This is a genomic window from Streptomyces sp. NPDC002133 (assembly GCF_040296405.1).
Lineage (GTDB): Bacteria > Actinomycetota > Actinomycetes > Streptomycetales > Streptomycetaceae > Streptomyces.
Genome location: NZ_JBEOXF010000095.1, coordinates 1 through 18,259, shown reverse-complemented (window position 1 = coordinate 18,259; position 18,259 = coordinate 1). Strand labels below are relative to the sequence as shown.

19 protein-coding genes and 5 pseudogenes are annotated in these 18,259 nt (G+C 68.2%); 12 read left to right on the top strand and 12 right to left on the bottom strand.

Going from position 1 to position 18,259, the window contains the following annotated elements:
* Both ABT078_RS40490 and ABT078_RS40485 read left to right on the top strand, forming a co-directional pair.
* Nucleotides 1-576 (top strand): cation:proton antiporter (locus tag ABT078_RS40490; RefSeq protein ID WP_351237127.1); only part of this gene is annotated, 576 nt, incomplete at its 5' end.
* 342 nt (nucleotides 577-918) lie between these two features.
* On the top strand, nucleotides 919-1,284 hold the full coding sequence (locus ABT078_RS40485; RefSeq protein WP_351237126.1) for a transposase domain-containing protein: 366 nt from the start codon (nucleotides 919-921) through the stop codon (nucleotides 1,282-1,284).
* 243 nt (nucleotides 1,285-1,527) lie between these two features.
* On the opposite strand, the gene ABT078_RS40480 is transcribed toward ABT078_RS40485, so the two are convergent.
* Nucleotides 1,528-2,715: an RNA-guided endonuclease InsQ/TnpB family protein gene (locus tag ABT078_RS40480; protein WP_351237124.1), complete on the bottom strand. Its 1,188-nt coding sequence runs from the start codon at nucleotides 2,713-2,715 to the stop codon at nucleotides 1,528-1,530.
* 486 nt (nucleotides 2,716-3,201) lie between these two features.
* Here ABT078_RS40480 and ABT078_RS40475 point away from each other — a divergent pair.
* Nucleotides 3,202-3,318: pseudogene (locus ABT078_RS40475) on the top strand (hypothetical protein); the annotation flags it as partial.
* A gap of 246 nt (nucleotides 3,319-3,564) precedes the next feature.
* On the opposite strand, the gene ABT078_RS40470 reads toward ABT078_RS40475, so the two are convergent.
* The 3 genes from ABT078_RS40470 to ABT078_RS40460 are packed head-to-tail and all read right to left on the bottom strand — an operon-like array spanning nucleotide 3,565 to nucleotide 6,362.
* Nucleotides 3,565-4,749, bottom strand: a complete 1,185-nt coding sequence (locus ABT078_RS40470) for a cytochrome P450 (protein WP_351237122.1) — start codon at nucleotides 4,747-4,749, stop codon at nucleotides 3,565-3,567.
* A gap of 40 nt (nucleotides 4,750-4,789) precedes the next feature.
* Nucleotides 4,790-6,163 (bottom strand): NAD(P)/FAD-dependent oxidoreductase, encoded by a 1,374-nt coding sequence (locus ABT078_RS40465; RefSeq protein WP_351237120.1) that lies wholly within the window; start codon nucleotides 6,161-6,163, stop codon nucleotides 4,790-4,792.
* Entirely contained in the window at nucleotides 6,153-6,362 is a 210-nt protein-coding gene (locus ABT078_RS40460; RefSeq protein ID WP_351237118.1) for a ferredoxin, read from the bottom strand. The genes ABT078_RS40465 and ABT078_RS40460 overlap by 11 nt, the downstream gene beginning before the upstream one ends.
* Before the next feature lie 215 nt (nucleotides 6,363-6,577).
* Between ABT078_RS40460 and ABT078_RS40455 the strand changes: the two genes are divergently transcribed.
* Complete coding sequence (locus tag ABT078_RS40455) at nucleotides 6,578-6,700, top strand: RCC1 domain-containing protein (RefSeq protein ID WP_351237116.1); 123 nt, start codon at nucleotides 6,578-6,580, stop codon at nucleotides 6,698-6,700.
* On the opposite strand, the pseudogene ABT078_RS40450 reads toward ABT078_RS40455, so the two are convergent.
* Nucleotides 6,692-6,898, bottom strand: a pseudogene (locus tag ABT078_RS40450) (IS630 family transposase); the annotation flags it as partial. The gene ABT078_RS40455 and the pseudogene ABT078_RS40450 sit on opposite strands and share 9 nt — an antisense overlap.
* Before the next feature lie 7 nt (nucleotides 6,899-6,905).
* Between ABT078_RS40450 and ABT078_RS40445 the strand changes: the two are divergent.
* Nucleotides 6,906-7,082: pseudogene (locus ABT078_RS40445) on the top strand (ISL3 family transposase); the annotation flags it as partial.
* A 24-nt stretch (nucleotides 7,083-7,106) separates the two neighbouring features.
* Here ABT078_RS40445 and ABT078_RS40440 read toward each other — a convergent pair.
* A pseudogene (locus tag ABT078_RS40440) lies at nucleotides 7,107-7,421 on the bottom strand (FAD-linked oxidase C-terminal domain-containing protein); the annotation flags it as partial.
* 236 nt (nucleotides 7,422-7,657) lie between these two features.
* On the opposite strand from ABT078_RS40440, the gene ABT078_RS40435 reads away from it, so the two are divergent.
* From ABT078_RS40435 to ABT078_RS40420, 4 genes are all read left to right on the top strand, one after another.
* Entirely contained in the window at nucleotides 7,658-8,350 is a 693-nt protein-coding gene (locus ABT078_RS40435; RefSeq protein WP_351237113.1) for a transposase, read from the top strand.
* Between the two features lie 94 nt (nucleotides 8,351-8,444).
* On the top strand, nucleotides 8,445-9,236 hold the full coding sequence (locus tag ABT078_RS40430) for a class I SAM-dependent methyltransferase (protein WP_351237111.1): 792 nt from the start codon (nucleotides 8,445-8,447) through the stop codon (nucleotides 9,234-9,236).
* Between the two features lie 136 nt (nucleotides 9,237-9,372).
* Nucleotides 9,373-10,329 carry a hypothetical protein gene (locus ABT078_RS40425; RefSeq protein ID WP_351237109.1) on the top strand — a complete coding sequence of 319 codons (957 nt, stop codon included), beginning with the start codon at nucleotides 9,373-9,375 and terminating at the stop codon, nucleotides 10,327-10,329.
* Between the two features lie 168 nt (nucleotides 10,330-10,497).
* Complete coding sequence (locus tag ABT078_RS40420; RefSeq protein ID WP_351237107.1) at nucleotides 10,498-11,784, top strand: CehA/McbA family metallohydrolase domain-containing protein; 1,287 nt, start codon at nucleotides 10,498-10,500, stop codon at nucleotides 11,782-11,784.
* Between the two features lie 433 nt (nucleotides 11,785-12,217).
* On the opposite strand, the gene ABT078_RS40415 is transcribed toward ABT078_RS40420, so the two are convergent.
* The 4 genes from ABT078_RS40415 to ABT078_RS40400 form a co-directional block, all read right to left on the bottom strand.
* Nucleotides 12,218-12,805, bottom strand: coding sequence for a hypothetical protein (locus ABT078_RS40415; protein WP_351237105.1), 588 nt, complete (start codon nucleotides 12,803-12,805; stop codon nucleotides 12,218-12,220).
* A gap of 243 nt (nucleotides 12,806-13,048) precedes the next feature.
* Nucleotides 13,049-13,489 carry a PP2C family protein-serine/threonine phosphatase gene (locus tag ABT078_RS40410; protein ID WP_351237104.1) on the bottom strand — a complete coding sequence of 147 codons (441 nt, stop codon included), beginning with the start codon at nucleotides 13,487-13,489 and terminating at the stop codon, nucleotides 13,049-13,051.
* Nucleotides 13,489-13,656 carry a hypothetical protein gene (locus ABT078_RS40405; protein WP_351237102.1) on the bottom strand — a complete coding sequence of 56 codons (168 nt, stop codon included), beginning with the start codon at nucleotides 13,654-13,656 and terminating at the stop codon, nucleotides 13,489-13,491. Before ABT078_RS40405 ends, ABT078_RS40410 begins: the two co-directional genes overlap by 1 nt.
* On the bottom strand, nucleotides 13,653-14,027 hold the full coding sequence (locus tag ABT078_RS40400; RefSeq protein WP_351237100.1) for a hypothetical protein: 375 nt from the start codon (nucleotides 14,025-14,027) through the stop codon (nucleotides 13,653-13,655). Before ABT078_RS40400 ends, ABT078_RS40405 begins: the two co-directional genes overlap by 4 nt.
* Nucleotides 14,028-14,159: 132 nt before the next feature.
* On the opposite strand from ABT078_RS40400, the gene ABT078_RS40395 reads away from it, so the two are divergent.
* Nucleotides 14,160-14,414 (top strand): hypothetical protein, encoded by a 255-nt coding sequence (locus ABT078_RS40395; protein WP_351237098.1) that lies wholly within the window; start codon nucleotides 14,160-14,162, stop codon nucleotides 14,412-14,414.
* A complete protein-coding gene (locus tag ABT078_RS40390; RefSeq protein ID WP_351237096.1) occupies nucleotides 14,411-14,785 on the top strand; it encodes a PIN domain-containing protein in 375 nt (124 codons plus the stop codon). Before ABT078_RS40395 ends, ABT078_RS40390 begins: the two co-directional genes overlap by 4 nt.
* A 586-nt stretch (nucleotides 14,786-15,371) precedes the next feature.
* On the opposite strand, the gene ABT078_RS40385 is transcribed toward ABT078_RS40390, so the two are convergent.
* On the bottom strand, nucleotides 15,372-15,737 hold the full coding sequence (locus ABT078_RS40385; RefSeq protein ID WP_351237094.1) for a transposase: 366 nt from the start codon (nucleotides 15,735-15,737) through the stop codon (nucleotides 15,372-15,374).
* Between the two features lie 457 nt (nucleotides 15,738-16,194).
* Between ABT078_RS40385 and ABT078_RS40380 the strand changes: the two genes are divergently transcribed.
* Nucleotides 16,195-16,515 carry a hypothetical protein gene (locus ABT078_RS40380; RefSeq protein WP_351237129.1) on the top strand — a complete coding sequence of 107 codons (321 nt, stop codon included), beginning with the start codon at nucleotides 16,195-16,197 and terminating at the stop codon, nucleotides 16,513-16,515.
* Between the two features lie 56 nt (nucleotides 16,516-16,571).
* Here the strand turns inward: ABT078_RS40380 and ABT078_RS40375 are convergent.
* Nucleotides 16,572-16,739: pseudogene (locus ABT078_RS40375) on the bottom strand (transposase domain-containing protein); the annotation flags it as partial.
* Nucleotides 16,740-18,259 lie beyond the last annotated feature (1,520 nt).

Genomic DNA, 18,259 nt, shown 5'->3' with positions numbered 1-18,259 from the left:
GCGATGCTGCTGGTCGTCGGCCTCTCGGCGATGGCGCTCCACCTGGGCTTCGAGGCCATCCTCGGCGCCTTCGTCGCAGGTGCCGTCCTCCGGCTTGTCGACCCCCACGCCGAACGGTCCCACCCCCGTTTCCACATGAAGCTCGCCGGCCTCGGCTACGGATTCCTCGTTCCCGTGTTCTTCGTGACAAGCGGTATCCAGTTCAACCTCGGCGCCCTGTTCGAGGATGCCGGGACCATCCTCCGGGTGCCGATGTTCCTGGCCGCGCTGTTGCTGGTCCGCGGCCTTCCGGCACTCCTGTACCGCGCAACCGGACTCTCCTGGCCGGAAGTCGCGGCCGGCGCCCTGCTCCAGGCCACATCACTGCCGGTCATCGTGGCCGCAGCGACCATCGGCCTGAAACTCGACGCCATACGCCCCGAGAACGCGTCCGCGCTCGTCGCCGCCGGGCTGCTCTCCGTGGTTATCTTCCCCCTGATCGCGCTGCCCCTTCTCCACCGCTCCCGGCAGCACCCGCCAGCGGACGGCCGGACACGGCGGGATACCGGACTCACACGATCTGCCGCTCGCCCATGAAACCGTGATACTGAGCAGGGTCGAGGACTGGCGCGGTGGCTGGCGCTCCGTTTCCAGTCCCCGCCGCATTTGCCAACGGAGTTGTGAACGCCCGGGGTTCCTCGCTACATCCTGCTGAAGTTTCCCCAAGGCCGGGTAGTTGGCGCTCGGGCCGGGTGTGCAAGGCGAGACCAAGGCGCCCGTGATCTCCAGAACGCGCAACGCGGCTCCGTTGAGACAGGTGCCGACCAAGACGTCCTGCTCATGGAGCCACGTTGTCTCTCGATCCGGCCTCTCCGCCCACGATGGTGACGCTCTGGCGGGAAATCACCCTCGCCGCTGGGCGGGTTCGCGGCCGGACATGTGGGCGGCCCGACTCCCTTCCTGCCCTTCGAGCCGGTGGACGCTGTCCTGGAGGAGACGCGCGCGGCCCAGCGGCGGCTGCGGGATCTGCCGTCGCCGGTCGGGGTGCACTTCCTGGTCGCGATGCGCCTGATCCCGGAGGTCGGGTGCCGGGGTGCTGCCTGCTGTGCTGCGGCTATCGGTGGAAGTGGTTCTCACAGTGATGTGGATGGTGGCGGGCAGGCAGGCTGCCGCCGCGATCGTTGCGACAGCTGCCGCGCCCACTGTGTGGCCGGTGAGGCTGAGGGCTGTGACCGCGGGAACGGCGAGCGCCGCGGTGCCGGCCGAGTCGCTGTACCTGTGACGCCTGGTTGGACAGGCAGATGATGCGGAGCCCTGAGCTGGTGAGGTGGACGGCGACGGAGAACCCCTGTTCGTGGCCGTAGTGGAAGACGGCAGTGTGGCCCGGGAGGGGATCGGCGTCGGCGTACAGGCCGGATCCGTACGTCAACTTCTCGGCCGTAAAACGACCGAGCGTGTTGGCTCTGTCGTTTGCGCCTTGTCGCGCTCCCGACTGCCCCCTACGACGGGACGGTCACGGGTCGCATCTACCAGCAAAAAGGGAGGTGTTCATGCCTTTTGTGGTACGGGTCCGTTGACGAGAACCCACGCCGAGCGTGCACGGTTGCGTACGTTGACCCCGGCGACGTGGTCGGCGGGGCCGGCGAGCCCGCACCGACGACAGGAGAAGGTGTCCCGGGTGGGACGGTTGTTTCTTGCGGTGTGTCCGCATCGGGGGCACATCTGCGAGGTGTAGTGGGCGTCCACCGAGATCACCGGCACTCCGGCCCGCCGGGCCTTGTAGCGGATGTGTTCTTCGAGCTGGTGGAACGGCCAGGAGGAGAGCGCGGCCCGCTGGTCGCGGAAAGGCCGTACCCGGTCACGGATGCCACTCAGTTCTTCGAGGGCGATTCCGCGTCCGGTGCTCCCCCAGCGCTTCGCCTGGGAGGTACCCCCAGCGACGGCCGCGATCTCCTTACTGATCCTGTGGTTGACATGGGCGGCATGCCGGGCTTCCTTCTTCGCCCGGCGTTTGGCCCGTCGGGTGGCGGAGCGGGTCTGCTTCGCCTGGAGTTCGGCTCGCTTGCGGGCGTGCCAGCGCCGGTAGCGGCCAAGACGACGGCCCTGGTAATTGTCGCCGTCGGACGTGGTGGCGAGGTTGGTAATCCCCCGGTCCACCCCCACCCAGTCCACCGGGTCAGTATTGAGCGGCGCTTCCGGGATGTCACAGGTGGCGACCAGGAACCACATGCCGTCCCGGTGCACGAGATCCGACTCGCCCCGCCGGCATTTCTCGAGCATCGCCAACTGGCCGGGGTGCCCGGTGTACCGGACGTTCCTGATCCGCCCGGCCACCGTCCAGATGCTAACCGTCTGCGCGTCGTGCTGCCAGGACAGGATCCGGTCGTCGTACGGCTGGGCCGCATCAGGCCGGAAGACGACCGGCTTCGACTCCGCCCGGCTGCGTCGCTTCGAGGTGGCCGGACCCAGGTTTCCCGCCCGGATGTTGGCGCGCAACGTGGCGTAGGCGTCCACGACCTTCTTCACCACCCGCACGGCCGGCTGGGCAGCAAGCCCGAACTCCGCCTTCAAGCGGGCATAGACGAGCTTTTGCAGCTCGTTGCGGGTGGTGGTGCCCGTCTCATACGCCACCGCCGATGCGGCATCAGCAGCCCGGTTGCACACGGCCAGGGTCGCCGCCAAAGCCGCCGCCACCTCCGGCGACGGCAACAGCTTCACCTGCACCACGACCTTCACCCCGTCAACCTAACCGCCACCACCGACAACAGCCGAAAGCACAGGCCACGACCAATGCGCAGAGACCTCCGCCGCTTCGCGGCTCCGCGCCGAGGACCCATTCCTCCCCGGCCTGAAGGACTCCGTTGGTAAATGGACAGGGCGGACATCCTGGCTCTCACTCTGGCTGTGAGTGGATCACTTGACCTGCGGGTCCGTGAGTCATAGCGACCCCCATGGCCAGCGGTTCGTCCCTTTCCCAACGGAGCCCTGAAGGCCGGGGCCTCCTGGGAGAAATCAGGTGAAGTTCACTGGGCCGGTACGCGAGGTGCTGCTCAAGAGTTGCCGACGTGGGGGAAATTGTTCGGGTCGATCGCGAGCCGCCCGGCAACGCGTGGGTGAGCTCGGGCGGTTGGTCTCATGGGCCGGGTGTCAGTTGCTGTTCGGCCCAGATGAGTTTGCCGTCGGGAGTGCACCAGGGCCGCGAGCGGCAAGTGGGGCCGCAGCCTGACCCTGCTGCCCCAAGACCAGCAGGCAGCACTGGAAGACCGGCGCCGCGAACAGCTCACCGACGAGTGGCAGCAGCGCTACAACATCCGTGCCGGGGTGGAGGGCACCATCTCCCAGGCCGTCCGGCGCACCCGCATCCGCCGGACCCGATACACGGGCCTGCCCAAGACCCACCCGCCTCGGACACATCTTCGCCGCCACCGCCATCAGCATCATCAGACTCGACGCCTGGCTCAGCGAAACACCCCTCGGCGGAACCCGCACCTCACACCTCGCCCGACTCCAACTCGCCGCCTGACAACAGAATCACACCATCCGGTTTGCGTATTTCCCAACGGAGTCCTTCAGGGAGGGGAGGATTCAAAGTTGGATGGGCAGGTGGCGGGGTCCGCGGAGCATGGCGTTTTGGCGGTAGGGGGGCGGGTCCTGGACCAGGCGTGCCGTGCCGAGCAGGGAGAGCAGAGCGCCGAGCGCGGCCTGGGCCTCGATGCGGGCGAGCGGTGCGCCGTAGCATAGGTGGATGCCGCTGCCGAAACCGAGGTGCTGGTTGTCCGGGCGGGTGGGGTCGAACCCGTCGGGATCGTGGAAGCGTCTGGGGTCGCGGTTGCCCGAGGCAAGCACCAGGATGACGGAGGTGCCCTGGGCAAGCGTGGCGCCGGCGACGTCGATGTCGGCGAGCGGGATGCGCTCGCGCATGTGGACCGGGGGTTCGTAGCGCAGGAGTTCCTCCACTGCTTGCGGCAGCAGGCCGGGGTCGCGCCGCAGGTGCTCCAGGTGCTCGGGCTGGCGCAGCAGGGTGAGTACCCCGTTGGTGATCAGGTTGACCGTGGTCTCGTGTCCCGCGATGAGCAGTAGCACGGCGGTTTCCGCGAGTTCCTCCTGGGTGAGCCGCAGGGCCGGATCCTGCTCGTTGACGAAGGCGGAGAGCATGTCGTCGCTCGGCTTGCCACGGCGCTGTTCGGCGAGGTTCACCAGGTATCCGCCCATCTCGGTCCGTGCCTGGTCGCCTGCCTTGTCCGTCTCGGAGGTGTCCTCGTCCGGCCTGACGTCGGCGGCTGCGACCAGAGTGTCGGACCAGGCCCGGAACAGCGGCTCGTCCTCGCGCGGCACGCCGAGCAGTCGGCAGATCACGGAGATGGGCAGCGGGTAGGCGAAGTCGTCGACGATGTCGATCTGCTGGCCGGCTTCGAAGGTGTCCAGCAGTTCCTTGGTGATCCGGTCGATCTCGCCGCGCATGGCATCGACCCGCCCCGGGCTGTGCGGCGGGCCGAACGGGCGCATGGCCAGCGTGCGCAGCCGGTGGTGTTCCGGGTCGTCGAGCCGCAGGAACGGCGGCATGTGGGTCACCTGGCCACGGGTGCGGGGGTCGGCACTCATCCGCGGGTCGTGGAGCAGAGCGGCGATCTGGTGGTAGCCGCCGACCAGGCAGCTGCCGTCCGCCTGCTGTACCACGGGACCGGCCTCCCGGAGTTCCGTGTACAGCGGGTAGGGGTTGGGGCGGTTGGCGTAGTCGGTGATCCGTGCCAGCAGGGTCTCGGAGTCCATGATGGCTCCTCGTGGTGGGAGTCGTGGGACGGGACGCGGGTCAGCGCGGGGGCTGCACCAGGGTCAGCCGGCGGTCGGGCAGATACCCGGTGAGCGCCACGGTGGGGCCGTGGGAGAGCACGGAAGGATCCGGCACGTCGGACGGGATCGTGACATCGGCTGCGATCGCGCGGTCCGCCGCGCCGGGCGGGGGCGGGAACGGAGCGGCCGTCTCGATCAGGTGCTTGTAGTAGTCGAGCGACTTGGCCATGTCGACGGTGACCGCTGCGGTGACCCGCCCTTGGTAGCCGTAGACCATGGCCAGGCGGCGCGCCTCCAGGGAGCCCTGGGCGATGACCACGTGGTCGGAGTAGGTGGGCACGCCAACCGACTTGATGTTGAGCCCGAACTGGGTCGACCAGAACGTCGGGATGGCCAGGTGCGGGCGCTGCAGGGGCCAGGGACTGACCATGTTGTGTGCCGCCACCTCGGCCTGCTCGACCGCGTTGCCCCAGTGCTCGAGGGACAGCATCTGGTAGCCGAACAGCGGGTGGGGGAAGCGGGAGACGTCGCCGGCCACGAAGATATCGTCGGTGACGATCCCGTACATGGTGAAGGCGCGGCAGCCGGCGTCGCAGGCGATCCCGCGCGGGCCCGCCGCCAGCCCGGACTCCGCCAGCCACTCGACGTTGCGGATCGCGCCCAGCGCCACGACGCAGACGTCGGCGTCGACGCGGCTGCCGTCGGACAGCTGCGCGCCGGCGAAGCTGCCGTTCCCGTTCCCGTGCAGTGCGGTGACCGTCACCCCGGTGCGCAGGTCGACGCCGTGTTTGCGGTGCATGACGGCCGCGAGCTTCGACAGGGTGCCGCCGAGGGCGCCCACCAGCGGCGCCGGGCCCCGTTCGGCGACCGTGACCTCCAGCCCCCGCTCCCGGCAGGCCGAGGCGATCTCCGAGCCGGTGAAGCCGCCGCCGATCACCAGCACTCGTTCCGGCCCGGCGGCCAGCCGCTCGGCCAGTAGCCCGGCGTCCTCGCGGGTGCGCAGGGTGAATACCCCGTTTAGGGAGGCCTCCTCGGGGTTGGGCCAAGGCCGCGCGCGGGTGCCGGTGGCGATCAGCAGCCGGTCGTACGGCAGCGACGCGCCATCCTCCAGCAGCACCTGTTTCGCGAGCAGGTCCACGCCGGTGGCGCGTACGCCCAGCCGCCACTCGGCGCCCGGATCCCGGCGCATCGGCAGCCCGGTGGTGTCCGCCGTCGCCTGCCCGAGCAGCACCTGCTTGGACAGCGGCGGCCGGTCGTAGGGCGGGTGAGGTTCGTCCCCGACCACGGTCAGGGAACCGGTGAAGCCCTCCTCACGCAGCGCCTCAGCGGACCTGAGCCCCGCCAGCGACGCGCCGACGATGACGATACGGCCGTCCTTGAGGTCACCGGGCACTGCCGCTCACCTCTTCCCCGAGGAGGATCGCCTGCACCGGGCACGCCGCCGCGGCCTGGCGCACGCGCTCCACCTGGTCGACGGGGACGGCTGTGGCGTACAGCAACCCCTCCTCCCCGTGCAGCTCGAAAATTCCCGGCGCGAGGAAGACGCATTGCGCATAGCCCTGGCAGCGCGTGAGGTCCACGACTGTCTGCATCCCCACCACTCCCTCCGTTGCCTCACCCTCCTCCTTACCAGCATGGGGCCAGACCTCGGCGCCCGCACGCCACGCTTCCGGGGACGGGAATCCCCGACCTCTCCGCAACCGCGCCTGGTGTTCGTCGACCGCTCCCGGACGTCTGTCGACGCCCGGTCTGCGCGGCCGGTTCGGGGCACCGACGGAAGTCGTTGATCAGCGGGTATGTCCGAGGGGTGGTCGCCGTCGGCCGGTATTTCAGTCTGGCGCTGCTGGAGGACGGCACCGTACATGCCTGGGGTGACGGAACTGAAGGGCAGCTGGGCAACGGCACTACTGACTTCGGCTGGTCAAGGTGACGTTGGGTCGTGGAGGGTCAGGCCGGTGCCGGCTATGAAGCCGTCGAGGGTGTCGGGGCGGTACTGGGGGCGTTTGAGTCGGTTGCGTACGAGGGTTTCGAGCCGGTCGAGGGCGACGATGGCCAGGCTGCGTTTGACGTGTGCCCATACCCACTCGACGGGGTTGAGGTCGGGCGAGTTGGCGGGTAGCAGGAACACCTCAGCCTACCGCGAGCACCTGCGCTAACGCCGGGGCGAGGACCCCGCCGTGCCCGTCAAGCACCTCTTCGAAGAGATCAAGGCCCTCGGCTACGAGGGCTGCCTCAACCTCCTGCACAAGTACATCAACCAAGGCCGCGCGGACGCCGACCGTAGCCACATCTCCCCGCGCCGGCTCGCCCGGCACGACCGATCTGCCCCATCTACACGCGCCGCCGTAGGAGACGACGAGGTCGGCGGCTCCTAAGGGAAGCGACGGAAGTCCGCAGGGCCCTTCGCCGTCCTGATCTCGAACGGGATGCGCGTGTGCACACAAACCTGTCCGAATTTGCCCGTACAGCGAACGGTGGTTGTAGTTGAACTCCGCGAACAGCCGCTTCAGGCATCGCAGATAGTCACCCGGACACTTGGGCGGGACGGCGGAATCCTCCCAGCCCGCCCGGGTCTCCCGGTCGTCCGTCGGGCCTGCCGTCACGCCCAGTCCGGCCTCGCGGGCCCTGAGCATCTCGTGTTCCCGGCCGGGATGGGGCGTTCACGAGAGGGTCTGATCAGCAGCGATTCGGCTCTTCAAAGATCATTCCCCGTCTGGCCAGTGATCGTTCCCCGCCAGAGAGCGCGATGAGCTGCGGTGGGGATCCCAGCGCGAGGGTCATGTCGGACCCTACCGATAGCGGCTCTTCGAAATTGGTGGGGGTTTGAGCGCCGGACGGGGTTCCACTGTGGACCCTGACTGATAGATGCCCGCAGCTCTCGTGGATCATGTTGTTGTCGAAGCAAGATGATCACAACAGAAGAGCAACGGACGTGGCAAACGATACGACGCGGTTGTTGGGCCTTGACGGCCTGGCCGTGGTCGGGGTCGCCGGCGACACCGACGGGCCGGTGGTGCACCTGGTCACCGCTGATGAGCGGGCACGCCACTGCCCAGACTGCGGCACCCGGGCGCGGCGGTCGAAGGGCCGGCGGGTGACCCACCGCGGCAAGGGCAACCGCGAGTGGGAACTGCGCAACCGGCTCACCCGCTCCGCCGCCCGGATGCGCGGCGAGCACGTCGACGCTCTCCTCGACGAGCTGTCCAACCTGCCCAGGGTGATCGGCGCGCCGATCACCGTTGCGTGGAACGCCAAGGAAGACCTCCTGGACCTGCTTGCCACCGCCCGGACCCGCCCGGACCGGGAACAGGTCCGCGATCTGCTGTACCGGTTCTACCGCCGATGCGCCGACGCCGACCTTTCCGAACTGCAGCGCCTGGCCACAACCGTCGAGACATGGTGGCCAGAGATCCTTGCGTTCCTGCACACTGGGATCACCAACGCTGGCTCCAAAGGCACCAACCGGGTCATCAAGACCATCGCCCGCGACGCCTACGGCTTCCGCAACCCCGGCAACCAGCGCTTACGCACCCGCTGCGCGACCACCCGTCGAGCCCGTGGACACCTCGATGCCCGCTAATTTCGTTGAGCCCGCACCCTGCAATCGTGTTGGCTAGCGGCACCGAACTGTCAGTACCGCAGGTGTCCGCTTTGGCTGTAGCAGGGAGTTAAACGTGCAGGAGATTGTTGTCGACCCCGTTGCTCACAATCGGGCAGCCTGGGACAAGTATGTCCAAGAGGGCAACGAGTGGTCGAGGCCGGTGAGTACTGAGGATGTCGAGCGCGCCCGCATGGGCGACTGGTCGATTGTTCTCATCGGGCGTGAGCCAGTCGACCGCTCCTGGCTGCCGACGGACCTGACCGGCAAGGACGTGTTGTGCCTGGCCTCCGGCGGTGGCCAGCAGGGTCCGATCCTCGCCGCCGCAGGGGCGCGGGTCACCGTATTCGACAACTCACCCCGCCAGCTCGGCCAGGACCAGATGGTGGCGGTGCGCGACGGACTCGAGCTGCGCACCGTCCTAGGCGACATGCGCGACCTCAGCGCCTTCGGCGACGCAACATTCGACGTCGTATTCCATCCGGTCTCTAACCTATTCGTACCAGACTTGGCACCGGTGTGGCGTGAGTGCTTCCGCGTCCTGCGACCGGGCGGAACTCTGCTCGTGGGCTTTCTCAACCCTGATGTGTACTTGTTCGACCACGAGGCGCTCGACGAGCGCGGCGAGCTGATCGTCGTGCACAAGCTGCCCTACAGCGATGTCACGCAGTACTCCGCCGAGGAACGCGCCACGAAGTTCGGCGCGGATGCCCCTCTTGAATACAGCCACACCCTCACCGACCAGATCGGCGGGCAACTCGCCGCGGGGTTCGTCCTCACCGGCTTCGCGGAAGCGCCGCACCAATCCAACGCATCCGCTCAATACATGTCGAACTATTTTGCGACGCTGGCGGTCAAGCCGGGCTGACCCAGCCGTGGGGCCGGCCGAGACGGCCGTGTCTCCGAATGGCCAAGTGGAGCGCTGTGCCAGCCCGACCCCCACTAACTTCGCTGAGCCCCGATAGCGTGCCCACATGCCCCTTGACGACGATCTGGCCGCTCGAATGGCGGAGCCGGACTTCTGGCCCCTGTATCTCTTCGACGACGAGGCGATGGGGGCATATGAGGAGGCGGAGGAAGAGGTCTTCCGGGCGGATTTCTTGCTGGATCGCGGTCTGGGTCTGGGTCTGCGGCTCGGATTCGAACCGGGCGTCGGTTACGTCGATCTGGCCGTCCTGTCGCCGGAGTCTGCGGAGGCCGAGACCGTGGGCTGGGATGACATGGCGCACTTCCACCCCCACGTCATGCCCTGGCCGGAACTGGACCTGCTGTGCCGCGCGGCGGCCCTGTACGACCCGGTGCTGCGGCATCCGGGCCCGGTGCTGGCGTTGCTGCTGCGTTTTGCCTTCCTGTCCGAGGCCGAAGACCTGGACGCGATCACGCCGCTGGCGGACGCGGCCTTCGCCGCGGTACGGCCCACATCGGGAGCGGTAAGCGTGCGGGAGGAGACGCGGGACTGGTTCGACCTGCGGGATCTTCGCGGCACGGGAATCGAGTGGACGGTTCGGCCCGAGGGCTGCCGGGCAGTGACGCAGCACGATCGCGACGGGATGCCGCTGTACTCCCTGCGGGAGCCCGCATCGGACGACTTCCCGTTCGCCGCGTGGTCCAGGCCGCTCGTTCGCGCGGCGGAACTGCTGGACGCTGTACGGGCGGACCCCGCTGTCCACACCGCCGAGGTGCAGGACGCACTCGATCGCTGCACCGGGCCGGACGGCCACCAGCATCTCGGCCCGCTTGCAGAGGCACTGTCCCGGGCGGGCTTCGGCCACACCACGCTGCTCCGCGCGGTGTCCGGGCCTGTCGCGTTGGTGGAAGCAGCTTGGGCCGTGGAGACCCTGGCAGGGCTGGGGCAGGGCGCGCGCGGCGCGTCAGACAGCGGTTGGCGGCTGGGCTCAATCCCCTGTACTGGAGATCGGGCCCAATTGCTATGTGTGGCGGTGCTCGCAGGCCGGCCCTGATCGCCAGCACTCCCATGAGCATGCCTGCTCCGACCATCCACACCACGGGTTGGCTCCTTCTTCCGATCGGGCAAGCGCGGCCGAATCGAGCGAACACCCAGAACCGGCAGGCCCACAGGGTCGCCGGACTCGGCCTGGCGCGGCAATGTCGTTTCCCGGTGCTCGAAGGTGAACCTCGAGCAGGCGTACCCCGACCTCCTGCGCTCACGTGTGCTCGTGCCGGAGGTTCTCCAGTTCTGGGGTATGGAGTTCGATGCCCCGGCCCTGGACCACCACACGCTGATGATTCCTCACCACCGCGATGAGGCGCAGCAGCTGTTCGAGCTGGAGAGCCGGTTCGCCAAGCGCGATCCCTTCCCCGCTGATCCCGGTCGCGACACAGAGGCCAAGATGATCGAGTTCCTGAAGGCCGCCAAGGACATGAGGCAGAAGCCGCTGGTGATCGCCCACCACACTTCCCGGTCGGCGACCGGACTTGGCGTCTACGGGCAGGACACGCCCCGCGAGTTCCGCAACGGCAACAACGTCGCACCGGAGATCTACGTGGGCTTCGAGAGGGCTCCCGGCCATCAGGCCGCCCCGCTCAACGGAGGAGCCCGCGGAGGCTACGGCGACTACCCGACCCGTGGTGGCTTCGACCAGATGACGGCTCGCGTCGGCGGGCTCCGGGATTCGCTGCTGGGCGGAGGACGGCGCTGTTGGATCACCGCGACCTCGGACTCGCACGTGCACTGGACGCGCGGTGGCGCAGACTTCTGGCCGGGCGAGTACAGCAAGACCCATGTGCTGGCCAGGCAGGACTACGCCGACATCATGGACGGACTCCGCAACGGACGGGTCTGGGTCGGCACCGGGGATCTGATCACCAGCCTCGACCTCACAGCGAGCAGCCGCGGTAGCGACGCCGCCATGGGTGAGACGCTGACCGTCAGCCGCCGCCACCGCACGGACGTCGAGGTCGAGATCAGGTTCCGGCCACTGGAAGGCAAGAACGCCAACGGTGACCGTCCGGAGGTCCGACGCGTCGACCTGATCGTCGGCGAGATCAGCGGTCCGAGCGCGCTCGACACCAACCCGAACACGAAGGTCGTGGCGTGGTTCGGGCCGAGCGACTGGCGCAGGCAGGGCAAGGAGTACGTCATCCGGCACACCCTGCACGACGTGGAGGGCGACCTCTACGCCCGGGTGCGCGGCACCAGCACCGACGAGGTCGAACCGCTCGCTGACGGGCTCGAGAGCCCTTGGAGCGATCTGTGGTTCTACTCGAACCCAGTCGTCGTCCAGGTTCGTCAGCCCGCTGACTCCGCGCCGGCGACCGCGTCTGTTGATGGGACTGACGTCCCCGAGCCGGATATGCGCGGATCGGTTGGCCTTGGTACGACAGTCCCACCGAACTCAAGGAGTCTCGCCACCATCGCCGGCGCCAGGTCGGCCCGGGTCGGCGCAGCCGTGTAGTTGACGCTGTCGCCGACCATCGCCACTACCCGTCCGGTCCGCTGACCGCGGCGTCTATGCCGCAGGTCAGCAGGACCTGGTGGGCCGAGCCCCCCGGAGGTCGGCCACGGCCAACCATGACAGTGGCCGACCAGGCCGTCCGGCGACAGCCAGCGCGCCGGGCACTTCCTCTCCGCAGATCACGAGACCCACGATTCGGCACGCGGCCGGTCGCGGGCGGCCGGCACCAGGTCGGCGTGCCTCAGCCTTCTCGTCCAGTCAGGAAGTGCCTCCACCAGTCTGCCCCCTGTGCATGCAGCACGGTCTCTCCGGCCGGCTCGATGTCAACAGGCCCAGGTTGAAGGCCAAGGCCGTCCGGTCGCAGTCACTGTCGCTGCTCGACCGGCCGCACTACCCGCTACAGGCGACGGAGCGCAGCCCTGGAGCGGTGGACTCAGTTGGGACGTGGGGAAGTGGGCAGCTCGGGAGCGCTCGCGAACAGATCGAGGTACATGCCGCCGGCTACGAGCAGCCCGATCGCGCCGAGAACGACGCCGCCCAGGGCGACGGCCTTCACCCATGGGCGCGTGCTGGCCCGCCCGGCGTGCATGGCCAGCAGCACCCCGCCGATGACAACGGCGGCCAGGGCGAAGATGCCGTTCAGGAGGGCCGCGGTGTGCCAGGGGGCGCCGTAGAAGGCCTCGATCTGGTCGACACCACCGCCGGTGCCGGCCTCGATCTGGCCGATCAGCTCCTTGCGGGAGCGAAGCATGTCGCTGAGGGGGGTGCCGGTGAGGGAACAGAGCCCCAGCCCGGCGCTCACGACGGCGGCTGCACCTGCCGCGAAACCGCCGGCGGGGGCTATGCCGGTCGAGTTGTCCAGGGGGTCGGTGTCATTCGCGTCGTCGTAGGTGCCGACGTCCAGCCCCTTCTCGTCTGCGTCCTTGTCGAGGGAGGGCTTCCCGGGCTGTACAGGATCCGTGGTCTCTTCTTGCTCCTCTTCGGGGTTGTTGGTGATGACCTTGGTGCTCTCAGTAGTCATGGGCCGCCACCCTACGCGTCGGACTCTAAGCGTCCAATACCGGCGCCTGCCCCTTCGGCCTCCCGGAGTGCGATCCAGGTCTTCCGCACACGCTGACGGCCGTCGGCTTCCTCGATGAGACGGATGATTACGCTCGGGTTGCTCGCGTAGAGCCCACCCACTTGCGGTAGGTGCACATGGGGCTCCGCGTCACGCGTCATCACCGTGAGTATCTGCACGCTGCCCAACGACTGACCAACGGTTTCAGATGACCGGCATGCCGGCTCTTTCGTCGAGCCGGTCGACAAGGATCATGGTCACATCGTCCGCCAAGTGGCCTTCGGTCTGGCGGATCAATGCCTGGTGCCGTTGCTCAAGAAACTCCCGAGGGGTGGTGCTGGAGCAGATCGACCCGATGGTCTCCGGCAGGGGGAAGAAGTCGTTGCCGGGGTTGCGGGCTTCGGTCACGCCGTCGGTGTAGAGGAGTAGGCGGTGGCCGGCGACGAACGGATAACTCTCCGGCTTCGCGGGAGGGCCGGTAGTCAGGTCTTCCAGGCCCAGAGGCGGAAGCGGCGAGGTGGGCATGAAAGCCTGGGTTCGGCCCTCGTGGAGTACCAGCGGCGGCGGATGGCCGCGGTTGACCAGCTGCACCAGGGGTTCGTCGTTCGGCACCTGGGTGATGAGCGCGGTGGTGAATCCCTCCATCAGGGCTTCCTCGGGATAGCGGCCTCCCGGCGCAGCGCGGCCGCGCAGTGGTTCATGACCCTCACCAGGTCGTCCTCGTAGTGCACAACCACCCGGAATGCGCCTAGCGCCACCGCGACCGCGCGCATGGCATGCAGGCCCTTGCTGCGGACGTTCCCCACGATCATCCGGACGCCGTACCGCGTCTGAACAGCCTCGTAGAGATCACCGCCGACCTGTGCCCCGGTCCCGGCAGCGAGACACAGGCTGGCTGCCCGCACCGGCCCAAGCGCTCGGGGACCGGTCGCAGAATGACTTCCTGCGCGCACACGGCGATCCGGCGGACCTGGTCGAGCTCGCTCCGCCTGTACGCACGCACGGCGCTACTCGTGATGAAACCGGCTACGGAGACGAGAGTCAGGGCCAGGAAGTTGGTATAGACCTGCAGGGTGCCCCATGCCTGGTTGTAGGTGGCCGTGGTCACGCTGACCGCCAGCGCGAGCGCCACTGCCGCGGTCGTGCGCTTGGGGCCCATCGTCACCGCCGTCAGCGCCGGCACCGCGGGCGGCCTCCTGGGGGACCGGGGCCCCGGCAGGTGAAGCCCTGAGGCCGCCAACTCAGCCGCTGATCCGCCAGCTGAAAGGCTCAGAGAGACAGGCCGGTGAGCTCTACCGGCGGTAGAATCATCTGCATGAGTAAGCCGACGAGCATCAAGACCAGCGAGGCCGTACGCGACCGGCTGCGCGCCCTCGCCGACGAGCGCGGCACCACCATCACGGAGCTGCTGGAGGAGCTCGCTACCCGGGAGCTCACGGCTGCCGAGCGGGAGCAGCGCGCCCTCGAGGCTGCTCGGGAGCTCGGCATCGAGTACACCGAGCAGGTCGAGCAGGCTGGCCAAGACGCCTGGGCCAAGATCCGCGCCCATCAGGGCGGCGCCGCCGCATGAATCTGACGGCCGTCCTGGATCACACCGCGTTGACCGCCCTGTATCGGGCGGACCCGTTCCTCACCGGCCTGTACATCGAGGCCTCGCGCGGCACCGGCCGCGTCCTCGTCCCGTCGCTGTCCGTCCTGGCTGCCGAGCGTCAGGTTGCAGGAGCGGGCAAGCACGCAGCGTCGCTGCGGTTCGCGGAGAATGTCCCCTTCAGCACAGCGCACGCCGTCGATGCGATGGACTGGCCGAGCGTGGACTGGCCGGTGGGTCACGCGGCGGCGATCGCCTGGCAGGCGGTCAAGGCGGGTGAGCCGCTCACGGTTCTGTCACTTGAGCCCGAGCTGTACGTGGGAACGGGCATCACCCCGCTGAATCCCACGTGATCGAGTCGCATCCAGACGCCCGCGCACGTCGCAGGAAAGGCGGCCGTTTCCCCAGGAAACGGCCGATCCGTCGACCTCGCCGACCTGCCGTTCTGGTCGCCGGGCCAGGTCGTGGGCTCTCGCGGAAGGCTTGCGGGCATCACGGCGTTGGCGGTCGAGTTGCGAAAAACTCCGCTTGTCGCGCCCGTGCCGCCGGGCCCGGCCCGCGGGCTGACGCGGCGCCGGGGCGTCACCATCTTCCCTGCTCAGGAGCCGCCCACGATGGGTCTGTTCTCGCCTGCCGACGGCGCCCTGGTGCGCCGGTACGCCCCTTGGTCTCGGCTTCGGCGATGAGGGGATGGTGTCCGGCAGTTCCTGCCCGAGGGCGGGTTGGAAATGTCCACCGTCAGGCGCCGCTTTTGGTCGGAGCCTGGCGGTCGACCGGGGCCTGGTGCGGCGGGCCCCGGTCGGGACGGGCGAGTGGCCCGCCGCTCGCCCGTCCTCTCGGGCGCGCCTGCCCGCAAGGGGGAGGCGTGCCGCCTGATGCCTCCTCTGCGTGGCCGCAGCATTTCAGCTTGACTCTGTCGGGGATCTTGGATGGTCGGGCTCAGTTGCTGAGGGTGCGCCAGGACTTCGGCCGGGGAATCTTGTTCCGGTCCAGGAAGGTCTGGAAGGCGGTCGGCGGTCTCGGTGAAGAGGCTTCCTCGGTCACTGACCGGCTGCTGAGGCGTTCGATGTTCATGGCGATGACCGTGAGTACGTGTTGCAGGTGGGCTTTCGGCCGTCCTCGGTAGCGGCAGCGGCGCATGCCGTGTCCGTGGGCGAACTCGTTGATGGTGCCCTCCACTCCGGAGCGGACCGCGTAGCGGGCCTTCCACTCGGGTGTCTGCTGCTCGCTGCGGACGCGGACTTGCAGGTCGCAGTGGGTCGGGCCGGACGGCGATGCAGGCAATGGCGTCGTCCGGCTCGTCAAGGTCCTGATGGTTGAGGCCGTAGGACTGCTTCCGCCCGCTCCACGTCGCCGCTCACTCCATTCCGCCCGACACTGGAATGGAATCCAAGCGTTCCGACAGCTCAGGGACCTGCAAGCCATCGTGTCGGCAGGGAGGCCCGTCTTCACGGATCGAGTGTGACGTGGACTTTGCCACTTCATTGCGTCGGGCCACGGCTCCGGTGGCGCTGGTGGCCGCTGTGGTGGCGGCCGCGAATGGGTGCGGCGGTGCCGACGTGGGCTCGGAGGGTGGCGACAAGCTCACCGGAACGATCACGGTGGACGGCTCCAGCACGGTGGCGCCGCTGTCCACGGCGGCGGCCTCAGTTGGCGGTAAGGCTGGTGCTGCACGTATATCGCGTTGTGGGTCCAGGGGCGCCGCCATAAGGTCACCGGCATGTCTATACGTCTTCGTATGCGTCAAGCACTGCCGGCAGCGATGCGTGCCCGTGACAAGGCCGCGGTGAGCGCCTTGCGCGCAACACTTGCTGCGCTGGACAACGCTGAGGCGGTGCCCGTCGGCGAAGCTGAGCTCCGCGGCTTGGCCCTTGAGGAGTCGCCGGTTGGTGTCGGTGTCACCGAAGCGGCGCGGCGTGAGCTGAGCGAGCGCAGTGTGGTGGATGTCGTGCGCGCCGAGGCCGCCGAGCGACTGGAGGTTGCGGCGCAGTTGACTGCGCCCGCGCACGCTGACCGAGCCGCGCGGCTCCGCGCGGAGGCCGCCGTGCTGCTTCGCTTCCTCGACGGTCCCGGCACCGCATAGGACACGGCGTCGCATCGCACCCGAAGCGACTGTCCGGCCGTCAATGTCGCCCACACCCCGCGGTATCCGCAGTCGGTGAACAGCGCCATGGCCGGCACGAAATACACCACCACACGGGCCGGCAGCAGCCGCACCCGACGCTCCTTCCGGCCCGCCGCATGGACCACCTCGTCCACCAGCGACGGCGGAACCCACTGCGTCAACACCCCTAAATGACCGGGCATCCACACCCACGGCCGGTGCCCAACCACGCCGCCGGTGGCACACTGAACAGACAACGGAGCCCCCTCGAACCGTGACCTCGACACTCACAGTTCGCGCCGGGCTCCGTTCCCACGTCAAGCCGCCGAACCAACCCCGAACAGCCCTAACTTCCCGGTCTTGGGCTTTACGCAGCCACCATGGGGCGAGCCTCGAAGATCATGGCCCTGATCGGGCTATTGCGGGCAGGCCAGGAGCCAGCCCGATTCGCGGCCAGCGTAAGGGGCCATGATCTCTCGCCCCATGGCAGCTCCAGCCCAAAGCCGCTACGCCGACCTCGTTGTACCGTCTCGCCAGACAATCACACGGGAGGGAAACAGATTGCCGAGCGATCTCCAATTCAGTTGGGATCTGACCGGGGCTGGTTGGGCGAGGTGCCGTATCGCGGACGGGGCGTCGGAGCGAACGGACCATGTCAGCTACTGCACGAATGCTCTCGCTGATCTGCTCAGTGGCGTCTCAGGCCTCTACGGAACAACCCCAGTCCAACGTTTCTCCTTCGACCTGGAACCGGTCGAGGTGAGGTGGGTCCTCCGAAGCCGTGGAACCGACGTCGAGATCGCGATCTATCGGTTCCCCGACATGTTCAAGAGCTTCGATCTGCCCGACGATCAAGGCGAGCTGTCTTGGAGCTCAACCCCAACCCCGCAGCGCCCTTGGTCACGCAGTCATGGAAGCAGCCCAGGCAGTCCTACGGCTCCATGGCGAGGACGGGTACCGAGCGAAGTGGGTACAACACCCCTTTCCAGTGGACGAGCTACAGGATCTTCGCAGACTGCACCTGAGAGACGACGCGTGCGACCTTGAGCACGAGGTGTCGCTCCCGTAGAGGGTCGTGCCCCTTGCGTGCCCGATCGACCGGGAAGTGACAGGGAACTGCGGTCATTCACGGGGAGCGCTAATGGCGACGACCCCTGACCGCCTTGCCTGGTCAGGGGCCGCTCACCTGCGGTGGGTGTGGGATTTGAACCCACGGTGACATCGCTGCCACGACGGTTTTCTCGACCGCCGACAGCAGTCAGCGGCTCAGGCCGTGCTTGTGGAGCGCGGCCGACGCCCGGAAGCGGATGGGCCCGCACTGTTCACGATCTTCCTCCGGAGTGTCCTCGGAGCAGCAGCAATGGGATGCAAGCCGACGAAGATCCTCCGCGTCCAGCCACAGCGGGGCGCGCCCTCTCGCCCTCTCGGCTTCGGGGTCCGTCGGCCTAATCTCAGGCATGAGGGCAACCTAGCCGTGCCCGTTGCGTGCCCGCTGCGGTGGCATCTGTCGGGGACTCACGGGGAAGAGGAGCGCTGATCGCTCCGGCCCAGGCCAGACACCTCACCTGCTAACTCGTCAAGTCCTCGGACACGAGGCCGGCATTCACGGCCCTCGTCCAGAGGCTGTGGTGCCACTCGTTGGCGTCGGGCGCGGGCTTGGTGGTCAGCACCGGGTTCGGGCCCGTCTCGATGAGGTGCAGCAGCGTCCAGGCAACGCCGTAGC